The sequence below is a fragment of the Streptomyces sp. NPDC006510 genome (assembly GCF_040611955.1).
GTDB lineage: Bacteria > Actinomycetota > Actinomycetes > Streptomycetales > Streptomycetaceae > Streptomyces.
This window is the reverse complement of the sequence record NZ_JBEXPH010000011.1, coordinates 1-14,367: the sequence shown is the minus strand read 5'-3', so window position 1 is coordinate 14,367 and position 14,367 is coordinate 1. Positions and strand designations below refer to the sequence as shown.

General features: G+C 72.2%; 14 protein-coding genes. 9 read left to right on the top strand and 5 right to left on the bottom strand.

Annotation, left to right across the window (positions count from 1 at the left end; all coding sequences use genetic code 11):
• Positions 1-25 precede the first annotated feature (25 nt).
• Positions 26-619: a TetR/AcrR family transcriptional regulator gene (locus ABZY11_RS05865; protein ID WP_356477919.1), complete on the top strand. Its 594-nt coding sequence runs from the start codon at positions 26-28 to the stop codon at positions 617-619.
• A gap of 119 nt (positions 620-738) precedes the next feature.
• The gene (locus tag ABZY11_RS05860; RefSeq protein ID WP_356477918.1) at positions 739-2,700 is read left to right on the top strand and encodes an FAD-dependent oxidoreductase; all 1,962 of its coding nucleotides are present in this window, start codon (positions 739-741) and stop codon (positions 2,698-2,700) included.
• 40 nt (positions 2,701-2,740) lie between these two features.
• On the opposite strand, the gene ABZY11_RS05855 is transcribed toward ABZY11_RS05860, so the two are convergent.
• The 4 genes from ABZY11_RS05855 to ABZY11_RS05840 all read right to left on the bottom strand — a co-directional run bounded on the left by ABZY11_RS05855 (position 2,741) and on the right by ABZY11_RS05840 (position 5,887).
• Complete coding sequence (locus tag ABZY11_RS05855; RefSeq protein WP_356477917.1) at positions 2,741-3,349, bottom strand: LysE family transporter; 609 nt, start codon at positions 3,347-3,349, stop codon at positions 2,741-2,743.
• Positions 3,350-3,364: 15 nt separating this feature from the next.
• Positions 3,365-4,180 (bottom strand): EI24 domain-containing protein, encoded by an 816-nt coding sequence (locus ABZY11_RS05850; RefSeq protein ID WP_356477916.1) that lies wholly within the window; start codon positions 4,178-4,180, stop codon positions 3,365-3,367.
• Between the two features lie 169 nt (positions 4,181-4,349).
• The gene (locus ABZY11_RS05845; protein ID WP_356477915.1) at positions 4,350-4,778 is read right to left on the bottom strand and encodes an organic hydroperoxide resistance protein; all 429 of its coding nucleotides are present in this window, start codon (positions 4,776-4,778) and stop codon (positions 4,350-4,352) included.
• An 89-nt stretch (positions 4,779-4,867) separates the two neighbouring features.
• Positions 4,868-5,887 carry an NADP-dependent oxidoreductase gene (locus tag ABZY11_RS05840; RefSeq protein ID WP_356477914.1) on the bottom strand — a complete coding sequence of 340 codons (1,020 nt, stop codon included), beginning with the start codon at positions 5,885-5,887 and terminating at the stop codon, positions 4,868-4,870.
• A 151-nt stretch (positions 5,888-6,038) separates the two neighbouring features.
• On the opposite strand from ABZY11_RS05840, the gene ABZY11_RS05835 reads away from it, so the two are divergent.
• From ABZY11_RS05835 to ABZY11_RS05820, 4 genes are all read left to right on the top strand, one after another.
• Entirely contained in the window at positions 6,039-6,539 is a 501-nt protein-coding gene (locus ABZY11_RS05835; protein WP_356477913.1) for a MarR family transcriptional regulator, read from the top strand.
• Complete coding sequence (locus ABZY11_RS05830; protein ID WP_356477912.1) at positions 6,536-7,102, top strand: hypothetical protein; 567 nt, start codon at positions 6,536-6,538, stop codon at positions 7,100-7,102. Before ABZY11_RS05835 ends, ABZY11_RS05830 begins: the two co-directional genes overlap by 4 nt.
• A gap of 146 nt (positions 7,103-7,248) precedes the next feature.
• A complete protein-coding gene (locus tag ABZY11_RS05825; RefSeq protein ID WP_356477911.1) occupies positions 7,249-8,286 on the top strand; it encodes a rod shape-determining protein in 1,038 nt (345 codons plus the stop codon).
• A gap of 101 nt (positions 8,287-8,387) precedes the next feature.
• Positions 8,388-9,908 carry a GAF domain-containing protein gene (locus ABZY11_RS05820; protein WP_356477980.1) on the top strand — a complete coding sequence of 507 codons (1,521 nt, stop codon included), beginning with the start codon at positions 8,388-8,390 and terminating at the stop codon, positions 9,906-9,908.
• Here ABZY11_RS05820 and ABZY11_RS05815 read toward each other — a convergent pair.
• Positions 9,886-10,317 (bottom strand): Lrp/AsnC family transcriptional regulator, encoded by a 432-nt coding sequence (locus ABZY11_RS05815; RefSeq protein WP_356477910.1) that lies wholly within the window; start codon positions 10,315-10,317, stop codon positions 9,886-9,888. The genes ABZY11_RS05820 and ABZY11_RS05815 overlap by 23 nt on opposite strands.
• A gap of 151 nt (positions 10,318-10,468) precedes the next feature.
• On the opposite strand from ABZY11_RS05815, the gene ABZY11_RS05810 reads away from it, so the two are divergent.
• The 3 genes from ABZY11_RS05810 to ABZY11_RS05800 form a co-directional block, all read left to right on the top strand.
• Positions 10,469-11,677, top strand: a complete 1,209-nt coding sequence (locus ABZY11_RS05810; RefSeq protein WP_356477909.1) for an MFS transporter — start codon at positions 10,469-10,471, stop codon at positions 11,675-11,677.
• A gap of 195 nt (positions 11,678-11,872) precedes the next feature.
• A complete protein-coding gene (locus ABZY11_RS05805; RefSeq protein ID WP_356477908.1) occupies positions 11,873-13,327 on the top strand; it encodes an acyl-CoA synthetase in 1,455 nt (484 codons plus the stop codon).
• On the top strand, positions 13,320-14,367 hold a 1,048-nt coding region (locus ABZY11_RS05800; RefSeq protein ID WP_356477907.1), incomplete at its 3' end, for a carboxyl transferase domain-containing protein. The genes ABZY11_RS05805 and ABZY11_RS05800, both read left to right, overlap by 8 nt.

Below are 14,367 nucleotides of genomic sequence, written 5' to 3'. Positions count from 1 at the left end.
TGAAGCGCCGAAAGGGGCCGGGGCGATGGTGCGGGCCAGAAGTACGGAGCGGCGGGCGGAGATCGTCCGGGCCACGCTCGAAGTGATCGCCGAGCGCGGCTACCGCGGCGCCTCGCTGAGCGCCGTCGCCGAGCGGGTCGGCCTCAGTCAGCAGGGGCTCCTGCACTACTTCCCGACCAAGGAGGCGCTGCTCGTCGCCGTGCTGGAGGAGCGCGACCAGTGGGACACCGGCGGCACCCGGGGCGACGGCGTCTGGCGGATCGAGCTGCTGGCCTCGCTGGTGGAGTACAACGCGATGCGGCCCGGCATCGTCCAGACGTTCTCCGCCCTGCTCGGCGAGAGCGTGACGGAGGGTCATCCCGCGCGGGAGTTCTTCACCCGCCGCTACACCCAGGTCCGGGCGAGCATGGCGGCGATACTGCGCGCGGAGTACGGCGACCGGCTGCCCGGCGGGCTGACCCCGGAGCGCGCGGCGCCGCTGCTGGTGGCGGTGCTGGACGGGCTCCAGTACCAGTGGCTGCTGGACCCGGAATCGGTGGACATGCCCGCGGCGTTCGGGGATTTCCTGGCGCTGTTGCAGCCGTCGGAACCAGAGACTCCGAAGAACCCGCAATCATGACATGACCTGCGGCGACGCGGGTGAGAACGTAAACAATCAGGGCCTCCTGCGGGTGATTCCGGGTGGTCTACGCGCGTTCGGGCACAAGGCACCCTCCCGGGCGCCCCAGGGTTGGCCGCATGACTTCCAAGCCCGCCGGACCCTCCTCCGGCCTGTCCTCCCGCCGCACCCTGATCACGAGTGCCACCGCCGGTGCCGCGGCCCTGGCCGTCACCGCCGCCGGAGCCGCGAGCGCCGCCGCGCCCGGCGCCGCCGGAGCCGCCGGAGCCGCCGCATCCGGTACCGCGCTCGCCCCCGCGGCCACCGGCTCGGACTGGGACGCCTGCCTGGCCATCGCCCGCGCCATCCTCGTCCGCGACGAGCAGGACCAGCCGCTGGTCCCCCTCTACCGCGACATCCTGCTGTCCAAGGGCCTGCCGCGCAGCCGCAGGGACCCCAAGAAGGTGCTGATCGTGGGCGCCGGCCCGGCCGGGCTCACCGCCGCCCACCTGCTCCGCAGCGCCGGGCACACCGTCACCGTCATCGAGGCAAACGGCAACCGCGTCGGCGGCCGGATCAAGACCTTCCGCAAGGGCGGCCACGAGAACGCGAAGGCCCCGTTCGCGGACCCGAAGCAGTACGCCGAGGCCGGCGCGATGCGCATCCCCGACAGCCATCCGCTGGTCACCGGCCTCATGGACAGCTTCGGTCTGAAGCGCCGCCGCTTCTACCTGGTGGACGTCGACGCCGAGGGCCGGCCCGTCAACCGCACCTGGATCCACGTCAACGGCATCCGGATGCGCAAGGCCGACTACGCGAAGAGGCCCCGGGCCATCAACCGCTCGTTCGGGGTCCCCGCCGAGTTCGAGAACAAGACCGCCGCGACGATCGTGCGCGAGGCGTTCGCGCCGGTGCGCAAGGAGTTCGAGGGGCTGGAGGGCCGGGAACTCGTCGAGGGCTGGGCCCGGGTGATCCAGAAGTACGGGCACTGGTCGATGTTCCGCTTCCTGACCGAGGCGGCCAAGCTCGACGAGCGCACCATCGACCTCATCGGCACGGTCGAGAACCTCACGTCCCGCCTCCATCTCGCCTTTGTGCACAGCTTCATCGGGGCCTCCCTGATCAGCCCGGACACCGCGTTCTTCGAGCTGCCGGACGGCACGGCCACCCTTGCCGACGCGATGTACAAGCGGGTCGAGGACGTGGTGCGGCTGGACCGCCGGGCCACCAGGATCAGTTACGGCAGCGACAGCGTCGAGGTCGAGACGATCTCCGAGGGCCGCAACGGCAAGCCGCTGGTGCGGCAGACGTTCCGCGGCGACCGGGCGATCATCACCGTGCCGTTCTCCGGGCTGCGCCACATCCCCGTCTCGCCCGCGCTGTCGTACGGCAAGCGGCGTGCGATCACCGAGATCCACTACGACGCGGCGACCAAGGTGCTGCTCGAATTCAGCCGCCGCTGGTGGGAGTTCGAGGAGAAGGACTGGAAGGTTGAGCTGGAGAAGGTCAGGCCCGGTCTGTACGACGCCTACCGGCTGGGCAAGGCACCGGCCGACGGTTCGCTGCTGGGCGCCCACCCCTCCGTACCGCGCGGTCACCTCCCGCCCAACCAGCGGGTGCACTACGCGGCGTACCGGGCCACCGCCCGCAACCAGCCCGAGGCGGCGCATGTCATCGGCGGCGGATCGGTCACCGACAACCCCAACCGCTTCATGTTCCAGCCCTCCCACCCGGTCGAGGGCAGCGCGGGCGGTGTCGTCCTCGCCTCGTACAGCTGGGCCGACGACGCGCTGAAGTGGGACTCGCTGGACGACGACGAGCGCTATCCGCACGCCCTGGGCGGGGTGCAGGACGTGTACGGGCAGCGCGTCGAGGTGTTCTACACGGGCGTCGGCGCCACCCAGTCGTGGATGCGTGACCCGTACGCGTACGGCGAGGCGTCGGTGCTGTTGCCCGGCCAGCACACCGAACTCTTCGCCGATGTGCGGTCGGTCGAGGGGCCGCTGCACTTCGCCGGCTGCCACACCTCGATCAAGCCGGCCTGGATCGAGGGGGCGCTGGAGTCGGCGGTCAGGTCGGCGCTGGAAGTGCACACCAGCTGAATCGGCGTCTTCCGTTCGGATCGGGCGCGGCGGGCGTCGCTCAGCGGGCCAGGCCCAGGGTGACGCCCAGTCCGACGAGCACCGATCCGATGCCCCGGTTGAGGGCCTTCTGCCACCTCAGCATCGAGGTGCGCAGGCGCGAGTTCGAGAAGAACAGCGCGACCAGGGCGAACCAGCCGAAGTGGGCGGCGGACATGAACAGCCCGTAGCCGGCCTGCTGCCACACACTGGTTCCGGGCCCGACGACCTGGGTGAAGGTCGACACGACGAAGAGCGTGGTCTTGGGGTTCAGCGCGTTGGTGAGGAAACCGGTGCGCAGGGCCCCGAACCGCGTCAGCTGCGGCTTGGACTCCAGGTCGACGTCGAGATCGCCGCGGGCGAAGAAGGTACGCAGCCCGATGTAGACGAGATAGGCCGCGCCGACCAGCTTGATCGCGGTGAACAGGGCGGTCGACGAGGCGATCAGCAGCCCGACGCCGAGCATCGTGTAGGTGACGTGGACGAGCACGCCCGCGGCGACCCCGAGGGCGGCCATGAGCCCCGTCGTCCGGCCGTACAGGTAGCTGTTGCGGATGACCATCGCGAAGTCCGCACCGGGGCTGATGACGGCGAGGACGGTGATGACGGCGACAGCGATGAGCTCGGTCATGGGCGGGTGCTCTCCTCAGTCCTTGTCGAGGTCGTACGGAGTCGGAGTCTCGCCCTCGTCCTCGCCCTTGTTCTCGCCCTTGTTCTCGTTCTCGACGGACGGCACCAGATCACGCGCCAGCAGAGTCGCCCCGGCGACGGCGCCCGGCATCAGGAACACGGCGACGAACGGGATCAGGAAGGCGAGCCCCAGCGGTACACCGAAGCCGAGGGTCAGCAGGCGGCGGCCGCGCAGCAGGGCGAGCCGGTCCCGCAGCACCATGCCGCGGCGCTGGAGGGCGACGGCGGTGAGCTCCTCGGCAAGGAAGTAGCCGGTGACGCAGAAGCCGATCACGGGGACGACGGTCTGGCCGACGACCGGAATGAATCCGAGGGCGAAGAGCAGCACCGCGTAGCACCCCACCCGCACCAGGATGCGGACGCTGTCGCGGGCGGAGATCCACAGCTCCCGCCAGAGCGGCAGCCCGGACTCGGGGACCGCGCCGCCCTCCGTGCGGTCGACCTGCTCGGAGAGCGACTCGTAGAAGGGCTGGCCGACCAGCAGGGTCACGGCGGTGAACGTGATCACGGCGAGGAAGAGTCCGAGGCCGAAGACCAGCACGGTCAGGGTGGTGCGGAGCAGGCCGAGCCAGGGCGAGGACCAGTCGTCGGCGAACGGGGTCGCCCAGTCCACGAGGTCGTCGGCGCCGTAGCCGAGACCGACCAGGGCGCCCGCGTACAGGACGAGTGTGAGAAGTCCGGGCAGCAGTCCGAAGCCGAACCAGCGTCCGTGCCGGCCGACCCAGCGCTGTCCCTTTATCAAGTAGCCGAAGCCCGCCCCTAGATCACGCATGGCGTCAGCGTACTGGTGGGGAAGGGGGCCGCCGGCCGGGGCGTTGGGGCGGGGCACGGCCGTCCGGACGGTTTGCCCCCAATCGCCGGACCGGACCTTCCCGTGTCCGGAACACGGCCGCGGGCCGCACCCCTTCGGGGGTACGGCCCGCGGCCGGCTGCGAGCGCGGTCAGGCGACCGACAGCTCGACCTTGATGTTCCCTCGTGTGGCGTTCGAGTACGGGCACACCTGGTGGGCCTTCTCGACGAGCGCCCGCGCGGTGGCGGTGTCGACGTTCGGGATGGTGGCGCTGATCGCCACCTCCAGACCGAAGCCGCCCTCGGCCGTCTTGCCGATGGAGACCTCGGCGGTCACCGTGGAGCCGGAGATGTCCGCCTTCTCCTGACGGGCCACCACGCCGAGCGCACCCTGGAAGCAGGCGCTGTAGCCGGCCGCGAAGAGCTGCTCCGGGTTGGTGCCCGCACCACTTCCACCCATGGCCTTGGGCGGGTTGACGACGACGTCGAGGTTGCCGTCGTCGGACGAGACGCGGCCGTCACGGCCGTTCTCGGCGGTGGCGACGGCGGTGTAGGCAACGGTTATGTCCTGAATGGTCATGCTGAGGATTCCTCCTGCTGTGCGCCGCGACTCGCGCCCGCGATCGCGACGGCCTGTTGGTGAGCCTAACGGGTGCGCCGGAGCGGCTGTCAGGCGAGGGAGACGATCATCTTTCCGGTGTTCTCGCCGCGCAGCAGACCGAGGAAGGCGTCGAAGCCGTTCTCGATGCCCTCGACGAAGGTCTCGCGGTACTTCAGCTCGCCCGAGGCCAGCCAGCCGGCGACATCCTGGACGAACTGCGGCTGGAGTGCGGCGTGATCGCTGACGAGCATGCCCTGGATGCGCAGCCGCTTGCCGATGACGAGGGCGAGGTTGCGCGGGCCGGGGGTCGGCTCGGTCGCGTTGTACTGGGCGATCATTCCGCAGACGGTGACGCGGCCGTGCAGGTTGAGCGAGGAGATCGCCGCTTCGAGGTGCTCGCCGCCGACGTTGTCGAAGTAGACGTCGATGCCGTCGGGGGCGGCCGCGCGCAGCTGCTCGGCGACCGGGCCGTCGTGGTAGTTGAAGGCCGCGTCGAAGCCGTACTCCTCGACGAGGAGCTGGACCTTCTCTTCGGAACCGGCCGAGCCGATGACCCGCGAGGCGCCCTTGATCTTCGCCATCTGGCCGACCTGGCTGCCGACCGCGCCGGCCGCGCCGGAGACGAAGACGGCGTCGCCCTCCTTGAAGGAGGCGACCTCGAAGAGGCCCGCGTAGGCGGTGAGCCCGGTCATGCCGAGCACCCCGAGGTAGGCGGAGAGCGGGGCGAGCGACGCGTCGACCTTCACCGCGTGCTCGGCCGGGACCTGGGCGTACTCGCGCCAGCCGAGACCGTGCAGGACGTGGTCGCCGACCGCGAAGCCCTCGGCGTTCGAGGCGATGACCTCGCCGACCGCTCCGCCGTCCATGGGGTGGTCGAGCTTGAAGGGCGGGGTGTATGACTTCACGTCGTTCATCCGGCCCCGCATGTACGGGTCGACCGAGAAGTGCAGGTTGCGGACGAGGACGCGGCCCTCGCCGGGAGCGGCGACCGGGGCCTCACGCAGCGCGAAATCCTCGGCCTTCGGCCAGCCGTGGGGGCGGGCGACAAGGTGCCATTCACGGCCGGACGTGGGAAGTGCTGCTGACATGGGCTCGGATTCTCCTCGATGTCCTACGGAGCGGGGGAAGCTCCGGCCGGGGCGGTCGCGGCCGCGCCGGGGAAGCGAAATACTTCAGGTGGTGAAACAACCATGCTCCTGAATATTTCATGTTGTCAAGCAACCGGCTATCCTGGGTGTCATGGCCACCACCCGTACAGACCCTCTGACCCTCGAAGTCGTCGAGCTCATCGGTACCGTCGTGGCGCGCTACTACGAGGAGTACGACGAGGCCGCGGCGGCCCACTCGCTCACCGGTGCACAGGCGCGGGTGCTCGGGCTGCTCTCGCTGGAACCGATGCCGATGCGCAGGATCGCCCAGAAGCTGAAGTGCGAGCCGTCGAACGTCACCGGCATCGTCGACCGGCTGGAGACGCGCGGCCTGGTGGAGCGCAGGCCGGATCCGGCCGACCGGCGGGTGAAGCTGGCCGCTCCGACGGAGCTGGGCGCGCGGACGGCGCAGCAGCTGCGCGATTCGCTCACCTTCGCCCGGGAGCCGCTGGCCGAGCTGTCGGACGGGGACCGGACGATGCTGCGGGACCTGCTGCGCCGGATGCTGGGCGAGCCGGGTCCGTCCGGCGGTCAGGGGCTTTCGGCTGGATCGGGCCGGGGCTCGCGGGGTGTGGAACCGTTGAGTCCATGACCGCGCCCGCGCCCTTCGGCCCCCGTGAGTTCCAGCTCGTCCTGCTGCGCCGGATGGCCGACCATCAGCCCGGCCTCGTCGAGGACGCCCGGCACCGGCTGGGCGCCTCGTCCGCCGAGCTGCGCGAGGCCAACCGCCGCTGGCAGGCCATGGTGCGGGCGCCCGGCGCACGGGGCGCCCTGCGCCGCTACCGTTCGGTGCTCGGCGAACCCGTGTCGTCCGTACGCCGCACGATCGGCGACCTGGAGTGCGACGCGCTGCGGTGGCCGATGGAGCTGTGGCCGGACCTGTGGTTCGAGGTGATGGTCGCACCGAACGGCGCGGTCTGGAACGAGTGGCTGGTCCGGGCGCCGGGGGCGCCGGGCCCCGAGCTGCGTACGGTCGAGGATCTGCGCCCCTGGTCGGGCACGGTCGACGAGGTCGCGCGGGCCTTCGCGCCGGCCCGCCCGATGGAGGGCAGCGCGCCGACCCGGTGGGCGCTGGCGATCACCGCGCCGGGAACGGGCGAGCCGTACGTCGCCGAGTTCACCTGGGGACTGTTCCAGCGGCTGCTGCCGGGCTGATCCGCGCGTACCGCACCCTTCTGTCGGCCCGTCAGCTCAGTACCCCTACGGCTCATCCCAGCGCGCGCCATGACTCCGAACGGCGCACTATGCCAGAGAGGCCGGCTGCCGCCGGTGCCACCGTCCGCGCTCTCGGGAGACCTGCCGTGACCGTCAGTCTTGAGCAGTTGCGCCGCTGCCATGTCGCCGTCGACCTCGGGGCCGCCCGGACCCGGGTGTACGTCAAGGGCCTCGGGCTCGTCGTCGACGAGCCGAGCGTCGCCGCGGTGAACACCCGTACCGGGTCACTCATCGCCGTCGGCGCGCTCGCCGAACAGATGACGGGCCGTACCCCCGACTACATCCGGGTGGTCCGCCCGGTCTCCGGCGGGACCGTCGTCGACATCGAGATGGCCCAGCGCATGCTCCGCCATCTGCTCGGCGAGAAGCTCCGCCGGCAGCTGCGCCGCAAGCCTCGGCTGCGGGCCGCGGCCTGCACCCCGCACGACAGCGATCCGCTCGCCCAGCGGGCCGCCGTCGAGACGCTGGTCGGCCTCGGTGCCCGGCGGGTCGAACTGGTCGACACCCTGATCGCGGCGGCCGTCGGCTGCGGGCTGCCGGTCGAGCAGCCGACCGCGACCATGATCATGGTGTGCGGGGCCGCGACCACCCAGATCGCGGTGCTCTCGCTCGGTTCGATCGTGAGCGCCGTACGCATCCCCGTCGGCGGCGACGCCATCGACCACGCGGTGATCCAGCATCTGCGGCAGCACCATCAGCTGATGCTGCCGAGTCAGTCCGTCCGCCCGCTGCAACTGGCGCTCAGCGGCAGCGGCCTGACCTCGAAGGGGCCCGCCACGACCGAGATCCACGGCCGGGACGTGGCGACCGGTCTGGCCCGCTCGGTGCATGTCGACACCGCCGCCGTGCAGCAGGCCATCCACGCCCCGCTCACCGCGGTCCTGGACGGGCTCGGCAAGATCCTGCGCGAATGCCCGCCCGATCTGGTGGCCGACCTCGCGGACTGCGGAATCATGATGGTCGGCGGCAGCGCCCTGCTGCCCGGCCTCGACCAGATGCTGCGGGACGCGACGGGCGTGCCGGTGCACATCGCGGAGCGGCCGGACGTCTGCGCGGTGCTGGGGCTGGGCGCCATGCTGGACGGAGAGATCGAGCCGCTGGTCCTCGACCCGCTCGCCTGCTGAGCACCAAGGGGGTACGGCGCATGACCGAAGAGACAACCGAAGAGACAGTGGACGCGGGACCGTCCGGGGCGGCTCCCGCCCCGGAGAAGCCGCCGCTGTCGATGCTCCTGGAGGCGGTGCTCGGCCTCGGCCCCGATCTCGAACTGCGGGCCATGCTCCGGCAGATCGTGGACACCGCGACGGTCCTGACCGGGGCCCGGTGCGGCGTGCTCGGGATGCTCGACCCGGAGCGCGGCACCATCGGTGAGCTGTACACCTCGGGGCTCGACGACACCGAGCGGCAGCGGATCGGCCGGTTCCCGGACGGGCACTCGGGGATGCTCGGCGCGCTCGCCGACGAGCCGGGGCCGTGGCGCCGCGACGACCTGACCGCCGAGCCGCCGACCGGCGGGGTGCCGCCCGGCCGTCCCCCGATGCGCTCCTTCCTCGGGACGCCGATCCGGGTGCACGACCAGCTCTTCGGCAACCTCTGCCTCACCGGGAAGCACACCGGCGGCTTCACCGACGCGGACACGGCGGTGCTGAGGGCGCTGGCCTCGCAGGCCGGCATCGCGATCGCCAACGCCCGGCTGTACGAGGCGGCCCGGCAGCGGGAGCGCTGGATCGAGGGGGCGGCCGCCGTCACCACCGCCCTGCTGACCGGCGGGAGCGCGGCCGACGCGCTGATGACCGTCGCCGAACGGGCCAGAACGCTCGCCGACGCCTGTGCCGGGGTCATCCTCCAGCCGAACGAGGAGGGCGGGATGGAGATCGTCACCGCCTCCACCCTCGACGACCCGGCCGGGATCGTCGGTACGGCCATCGAGCCCGGCTCCGATGTGCTGGTCCAACTGCTGGGCGGGGAACCGGTGTTCATCGAGGACTCGGCGACCGATCCGCGGATGACGACGCATGTGCGGTCGCGGTTCGGCCCGAGCATGATGCTGCCGTTGCAGAGCGACGGCCGGCTGATCGGCACCCTCGCCCTGCCCCGGCGGCGCGGCGACCGCCCGTACACGGCCATGGACCGGCTGCTGGCCACGCAGTTCGCCTCGCAGGCCGCGCTCGCGCTGGTCCTGGCGGACGCCCGGCACAACCGGGAACAGCTCGCGGTGTACGAGGACCGGGACCGGATCGCCCGCGATCTGCACGACCTCGTGGTCCAGCGGCTGTTCGCGACCGAGATGATGCTGGAGTCGACCCGCCGCAAGGCCGGGGCCCCGGAGACGGACGAGCTGCTCGGCCGGGCCGTCGACGAGCTGGACTCCACCATTCAGGAGGTCCGGACGGCGATCTTCGCCCTCCAGCAGCCGCCCGCCGAGGCCCCCGCCACCTTCCGCGGCCGGGTGCTGCGGGAGACCGGGGGCGCCGCCGCCGTACTCGGCTTCCCGCCGTCGGTGCACTTCACCGGGGCGGTCGACGCACTGGTCCGGGATCCGGTGGACCGGCAGTTGCTCGCCGCGCTGCGGTGCGCACTCGCGACCGCGCACCGGCGGACCGGGGTGTCGGCGATCGAGGTGGAGGTGGACGTGACCGCCGAGCTGCCGGACGGGCGGGCCGCGGTCCGGCTGACGGTGGCCGACGACGGCCGCGACGAGGACGGCTCGCGCTCGTCGACCGTCACCTGGCAGGCGCCGCTCTGAGCGCGACCCGGGTGTTGGAGTGGGCGACCCCGGCCTCCCGTTTGAGTCGGCGCAGCAGCCCGTCCAGGGCCGTGGTGTCGGCGACGGTGGCCCGTACCAGATAGTCGTGGCCGCCGGTCACATGGACCACTTCGGTGATGCCGGGCAGGGCGAGCACCGCCCGCTCGAACACCTCGTTGGTCGTATCGATCCGCAGCGTCACATCGATGAAGACGACGAGACCGGTACGGGTGTCGGCGGCCGGGTCGATGATCACGGTGAAGCCGCGGATGACGCCATCTCGGCGCAGTCTGCGCACCCGGTCGGCCGCCGCGTTGGCGCTGAGCCCGACCCGTACGCCCAGATCGCGGTACGAGATCCGGGCATCCTCCTGGAGGATGCCGAGGATTTCTCTGTCCAGACGGTCCATACTGCGATTGTCGCAGCTTTGTCCGGTTCGTGACTGGGCAAGTCGTGTCCGGCGGTACCCCGCCCCCGTTCCCGGCCCCCCAAGCACCGGGGTGACCCCGCATGGCGCATTCCGGCAGGCCCGCGGCCTGTGCCCGCCCTTGACTGAAGGGGTGGATACAGCCGTCAAGCAGTCCCCCGCCACGGTCGGCACACCGTCCGCGGCCGCGTATCGCAACCTCGTGACGGCCACGATCGGCTTCGGGCTCACCTTCTGGGCCTGGAACCTGATCGCGCCCCTGTCCGGGGACTACAAGGAGCGGCTGGGGCTGACCTCGTTCGAGCAGTCACTGCTGGTGGCGGTGCCGGTACTGGTCGGTTCGCTGGGCCGGATCCCGGCCGGCGCGCTCACCGACAAGTACGGCGCACGGCTGATGTTCCCGCTGGTCTCGGCGCTCACCATCGTGCCCGTAATGCTGCTGATCCCGGCACGGGGCTCCTACGCCGCGATGCTCGCCGTGTGCTTTCTGCTGGGCCTGGGCGGCACCACCTTCGCGATCGGCATCCCGCTGGTCAACTCCTGGTTCCCGCCCGCCAAGCGGGGCCTGGCGCTCGGGGTGTTCGGCATGGGCATGGGCGGTGTCGCCCTGTCCGGGTACTTCACCCCGCGGATCGCCGGGCACGGCGAGAACCTGCCGTACCTGGTGGTCGCGGCGGCGCTCGTGATATACGCGGCACTGGCCGCGGTGCTGGTCACCGACCGTCCGGGCCGCCCGGTGCCGACCGCTTCGCTCGGCCACCGGCTGGCCGACGCCGGACGGCTGCGGGTCACCTGGGAGCTGTCCGCGCTGTACGCGATCGGCTTCGGCGGAATCGTCGCGTTCGGCGTCTACCTCCCCACGTATCTGAAGACCTGGTACGACCTGTCGCCCACCGACGCCGGCACGAAGGCCGCCGGGTTCGCCCTGGTCACGGTCGTCTTCCGGCCGATCGGCGGCTGGCTCTCGGACCGTGTCCACCCGGCCGTGATCACGGCGGCGGCGCTCGGCCTGGCCGCCCTGATGGCGATCGTCCAGGCCTTCGACCCGCCGCTGGCCCCGGGCGGCACGATCGCGCTGCTCTGCATGGCGGCGGGCCTGGGCACCGCGAGCGGCAGCGTCTTCGCCCTGGTCTCGCAGGTGACGCCGCAGGCGAAGGTGGGCAGCGTGACCGGGATCGTCGGTGCGATGGGCGGCCTGGGCGGCTTCGTGCCGCCGCTGGTGATGGGCGCGATCTACAGCGCGAAGGGCTCGTACTCGATCGGCTTCATGCTGTTGTCGGACCTGGCGCTGGCGGGCTGCGTGTACGTGTACGGCCGCATGCGGGGGCTCCAGCGGGACTAGGGCCTGTCCGGCGGATCGGGGTCGGACAGGGCGCGGTGTCCGGTGCGGTGCAGGCGCCGGAGCCTCCTGACAGCGGAGCTGTTCGGACGTTTCGGCAACGCCGCGAGGTGCCGTGCCAGACGTCGCAACCCCGGCCGTGATCCGCCGGACAGGCCATAGGGTCTCCCGTTCGGCGTAGCCCTTAGGGTGCGGTGGGTGACTCCTCTTCTGTTTGTGCCGGATGACGGCTCGACCCGGGAAGCCACCCGGTTCGGCGAACACACCATGACCTACGACCGGCTGGCCACCGCCTCCACCGCGCTCGCCGGGCGTCTCGCCGGCGCCGGGCGGGTCGCGGTCTGGGCCACTCCCACACCCGAGACCGTGGTCGCCGTCGTGGCCGCGCTGCGTGCCGGGGTGCCCGCGGTTCCCCTCAACCCGAAGACGGGGACGCGCGAACTCACCCACATCGTGGCCGACAGCGAACCGGCCGCGGTGCTGGCCGGGGCTGGCGACACGCTCCCGCCGGTGCTGGACGCGCTGGAGCGCATCGACGTCGACACGGCCGCCGAGGGCGCCCGCGCCGCGCTCCCCGAGCCCTCCCCCGAGTCCCCCGCGCTGATCGTCTACACCTCCGGCACCACGGGTCCGCCCAAGGGCGCGATCCTGCCGCGGCGGGCGATCGCCGCATCGCTGGACGCGCTGGAGGACGCCTGGCAGTGGACCGGCGACGACGTGCTCGTCCACGCCCTGCCGCTGTTCCATGTGCACGGCCTGATCCTGGGCGTGCTCGGGCCGCTGCGCCGGGGCGGTTCGGTACGGCACCTGGGCAGGTTCTCCACCGACGGGGTGGCCCGGGAACTGTCGTCCGGCGGCACCATACTCTTCGGCGTACCGACGATGTACCACCGGCTGGCCGAGGCCCTCGACGGCCCCGGGGCAGAGGGGCTGGCGAAGGCGCTGGCCGGAGCCCGGCTGCTGGTGTCCGGGTCGGCCGCGCTGCCGGTGCACGACCACGAGCGGATCGCCGCTGCCACCGGCCGCCGGGTCATCGAGCGGTACGGCATGACGGAGACCCTGATGAACACGGGCATCCGGGCCGACGGCGAGCCGCGCCCCGGAACGGTCGGCGCGCCCCTGCGCGGCGTGCAGCTCCGCCTGGTCGAGGAGGACGGCACCGTCCTCGCCGAGGACGGCACCGGCCCCGACGCCATCGGCGAGATCCAGGTGCGCGGCCCGAACCTCTTCACCGGCTATCTGAACCGCCCCGACGCCACGGCCGCCGCGCTCACCGAGGACGGCTGGTTCCGTACGGGGGACATGGCCACCCGGGACGCCGACGGCTACGTACGGATCGTCGGGCGCAAGGCCACCGACCTGATCAAGAGTGGCGGTTACAAGATCGGCGCCGGGGAGATCGAGAACGCGCTCCTGGACCACCCCGGTGTCCGCGAGGCCGCCGTCACCGGTGAACCGGACCCGGATCTGGGCGAGCGGATCGTCGCCTGGGTGGTGCCGGCCGACCCGGCGTCACCGCCGTCCGGGGACGAGCTCGCGGACCATGTGGCCGCCCAGCTCTCCCCGCACAAGCGCCCGCGCACCGTCCGCTACCTGGACGCGCTGCCCCGCAACGACCTCGGCAAGATCATGAAGCGGTCGCTCCATGGCTGACCGGCTGACGGCGAGAGCGGCGATCGCGGCACTCACCGCGGACTTCGAGGAGTTCCCGGAACCCGCCGCGCCCGGTCGCGACAGCGCAGGGGACGGTCCGCTCGCCTGGGCCGGGTACGCGGACTCCCGGGCCCGCGCCGCCGCCCGGACCGGCGAGGAGGAGTCCGTCGTGCACGGCCTCGCCTCGGTCGGCGGCCGGCGCTGCGTGCTGGTCTCGTTCGAGTTCGGGTTCCTGGGCGGTTCGCTGGGGCAGCGCACCGGGGACCGGCTGGAGGCCGCGTACGAGGCCGCCCGGACCCGGGCGCTGCCGCTCGTCTCGCTCATCGCGACGGGCGGCAGCCGGATGCAGGAGGGCATGGTCGCCCTGACCCAGCTCCAGCGGGTGGCCCGGGCCTCGGCGCGGCTGCGGGCGGCGGGCCCCGCACAGCTCGCGGTGCTGCGCGACCCGACGACGGGGGGCGGCTGGGCCACTCTGGGGGCGGGCGCCGATGTGATCCTGGCGCTGCCGGGCGCCCAGGTCGGGTTCGCCGGTTCCCGGGTACGGCCGCCGGACGCGGACCCGCACGCGTACACCGCCGAGGGCCAGCTGGCCGCCGGTCAGATCGACGCGGTCGTCCCGCCGGACGAGCTCCCGCAGACGGTGGCCCACTGGCTGCGGGCGCTGCATGCCCCGGGCTCCCCGGCGCTGCCCGCCCCCGTACCGGACGCCCTGTCCGCCACCGGCCTCCCGGTGACCGGCTGGGACGCGGTGCGGCAGGCCCGCTCGCCCTCCCGGCCGCGCGCCGAGGCGTATCTGGACGCGTATTTCGACCATCGGCTCGCGCTCGGCGGCGACCGCTGCGGGGGTACGGACCCGGGGCTGCTCTGCGGCTTCGGGCGGCGCGACGGGCGGTCGATCGCGTACGTGGCCCAGTGCGGTACCGCGACCCGTCCGGCCGGCTACCGCGCGGCGGCCCGGGTGGTCCGGCTGGCCGACCGGCTCGGGGTTCCCGTGCTCACCCTGATCGACACCCCGGGCGCGGCCAACGACGCGGCGGCGG

Bases quoted from the DNA above. Each gene is read 5' to 3' on its own strand.
- ABZY11_RS05845 (WP_356477915.1), bottom strand. From the start codon at position 4,778: ATGACCATTCAGGACATAACCGTTGCCTACACCGCCGTCGCCACCGCC.
- ABZY11_RS05840 (WP_356477914.1), bottom strand. From the start codon at position 5,887: ATGTCAGCAGCACTTCCCACGTCCGGCCGTGAATGGCACCTTGTCGCC.
- ABZY11_RS05835 (WP_356477913.1), top strand. From the start codon at position 6,039: ATGGCCACCACCCGTACAGACCCTCTGACCCTCGAAGTCGTCGAGCTC.
- ABZY11_RS05830 (WP_356477912.1), top strand. From the start codon at position 6,536: ATGACCGCGCCCGCGCCCTTCGGCCCCCGTGAGTTCCAGCTCGTCCTG.
- ABZY11_RS05850 (WP_356477916.1), bottom strand. From the start codon at position 4,180: ATGCGTGATCTAGGGGCGGGCTTCGGCTACTTGATAAAGGGACAGCGC.
- ABZY11_RS05815 (WP_356477910.1), bottom strand. From the start codon at position 10,317: ATGGACCGTCTGGACAGAGAAATCCTCGGCATCCTCCAGGAGGATGCC.
- ABZY11_RS05865 (WP_356477919.1), top strand. From the start codon at position 26: ATGGTGCGGGCCAGAAGTACGGAGCGGCGGGCGGAGATCGTCCGGGCC.
- ABZY11_RS05820 (WP_356477980.1), top strand. From the start codon at position 8,388: ATGCTCCTGGAGGCGGTGCTCGGCCTCGGCCCCGATCTCGAACTGCGG.
- ABZY11_RS05860 (WP_356477918.1), top strand. From the start codon at position 739: ATGACTTCCAAGCCCGCCGGACCCTCCTCCGGCCTGTCCTCCCGCCGC.
- ABZY11_RS05855 (WP_356477917.1), bottom strand. From the start codon at position 3,349: ATGACCGAGCTCATCGCTGTCGCCGTCATCACCGTCCTCGCCGTCATC.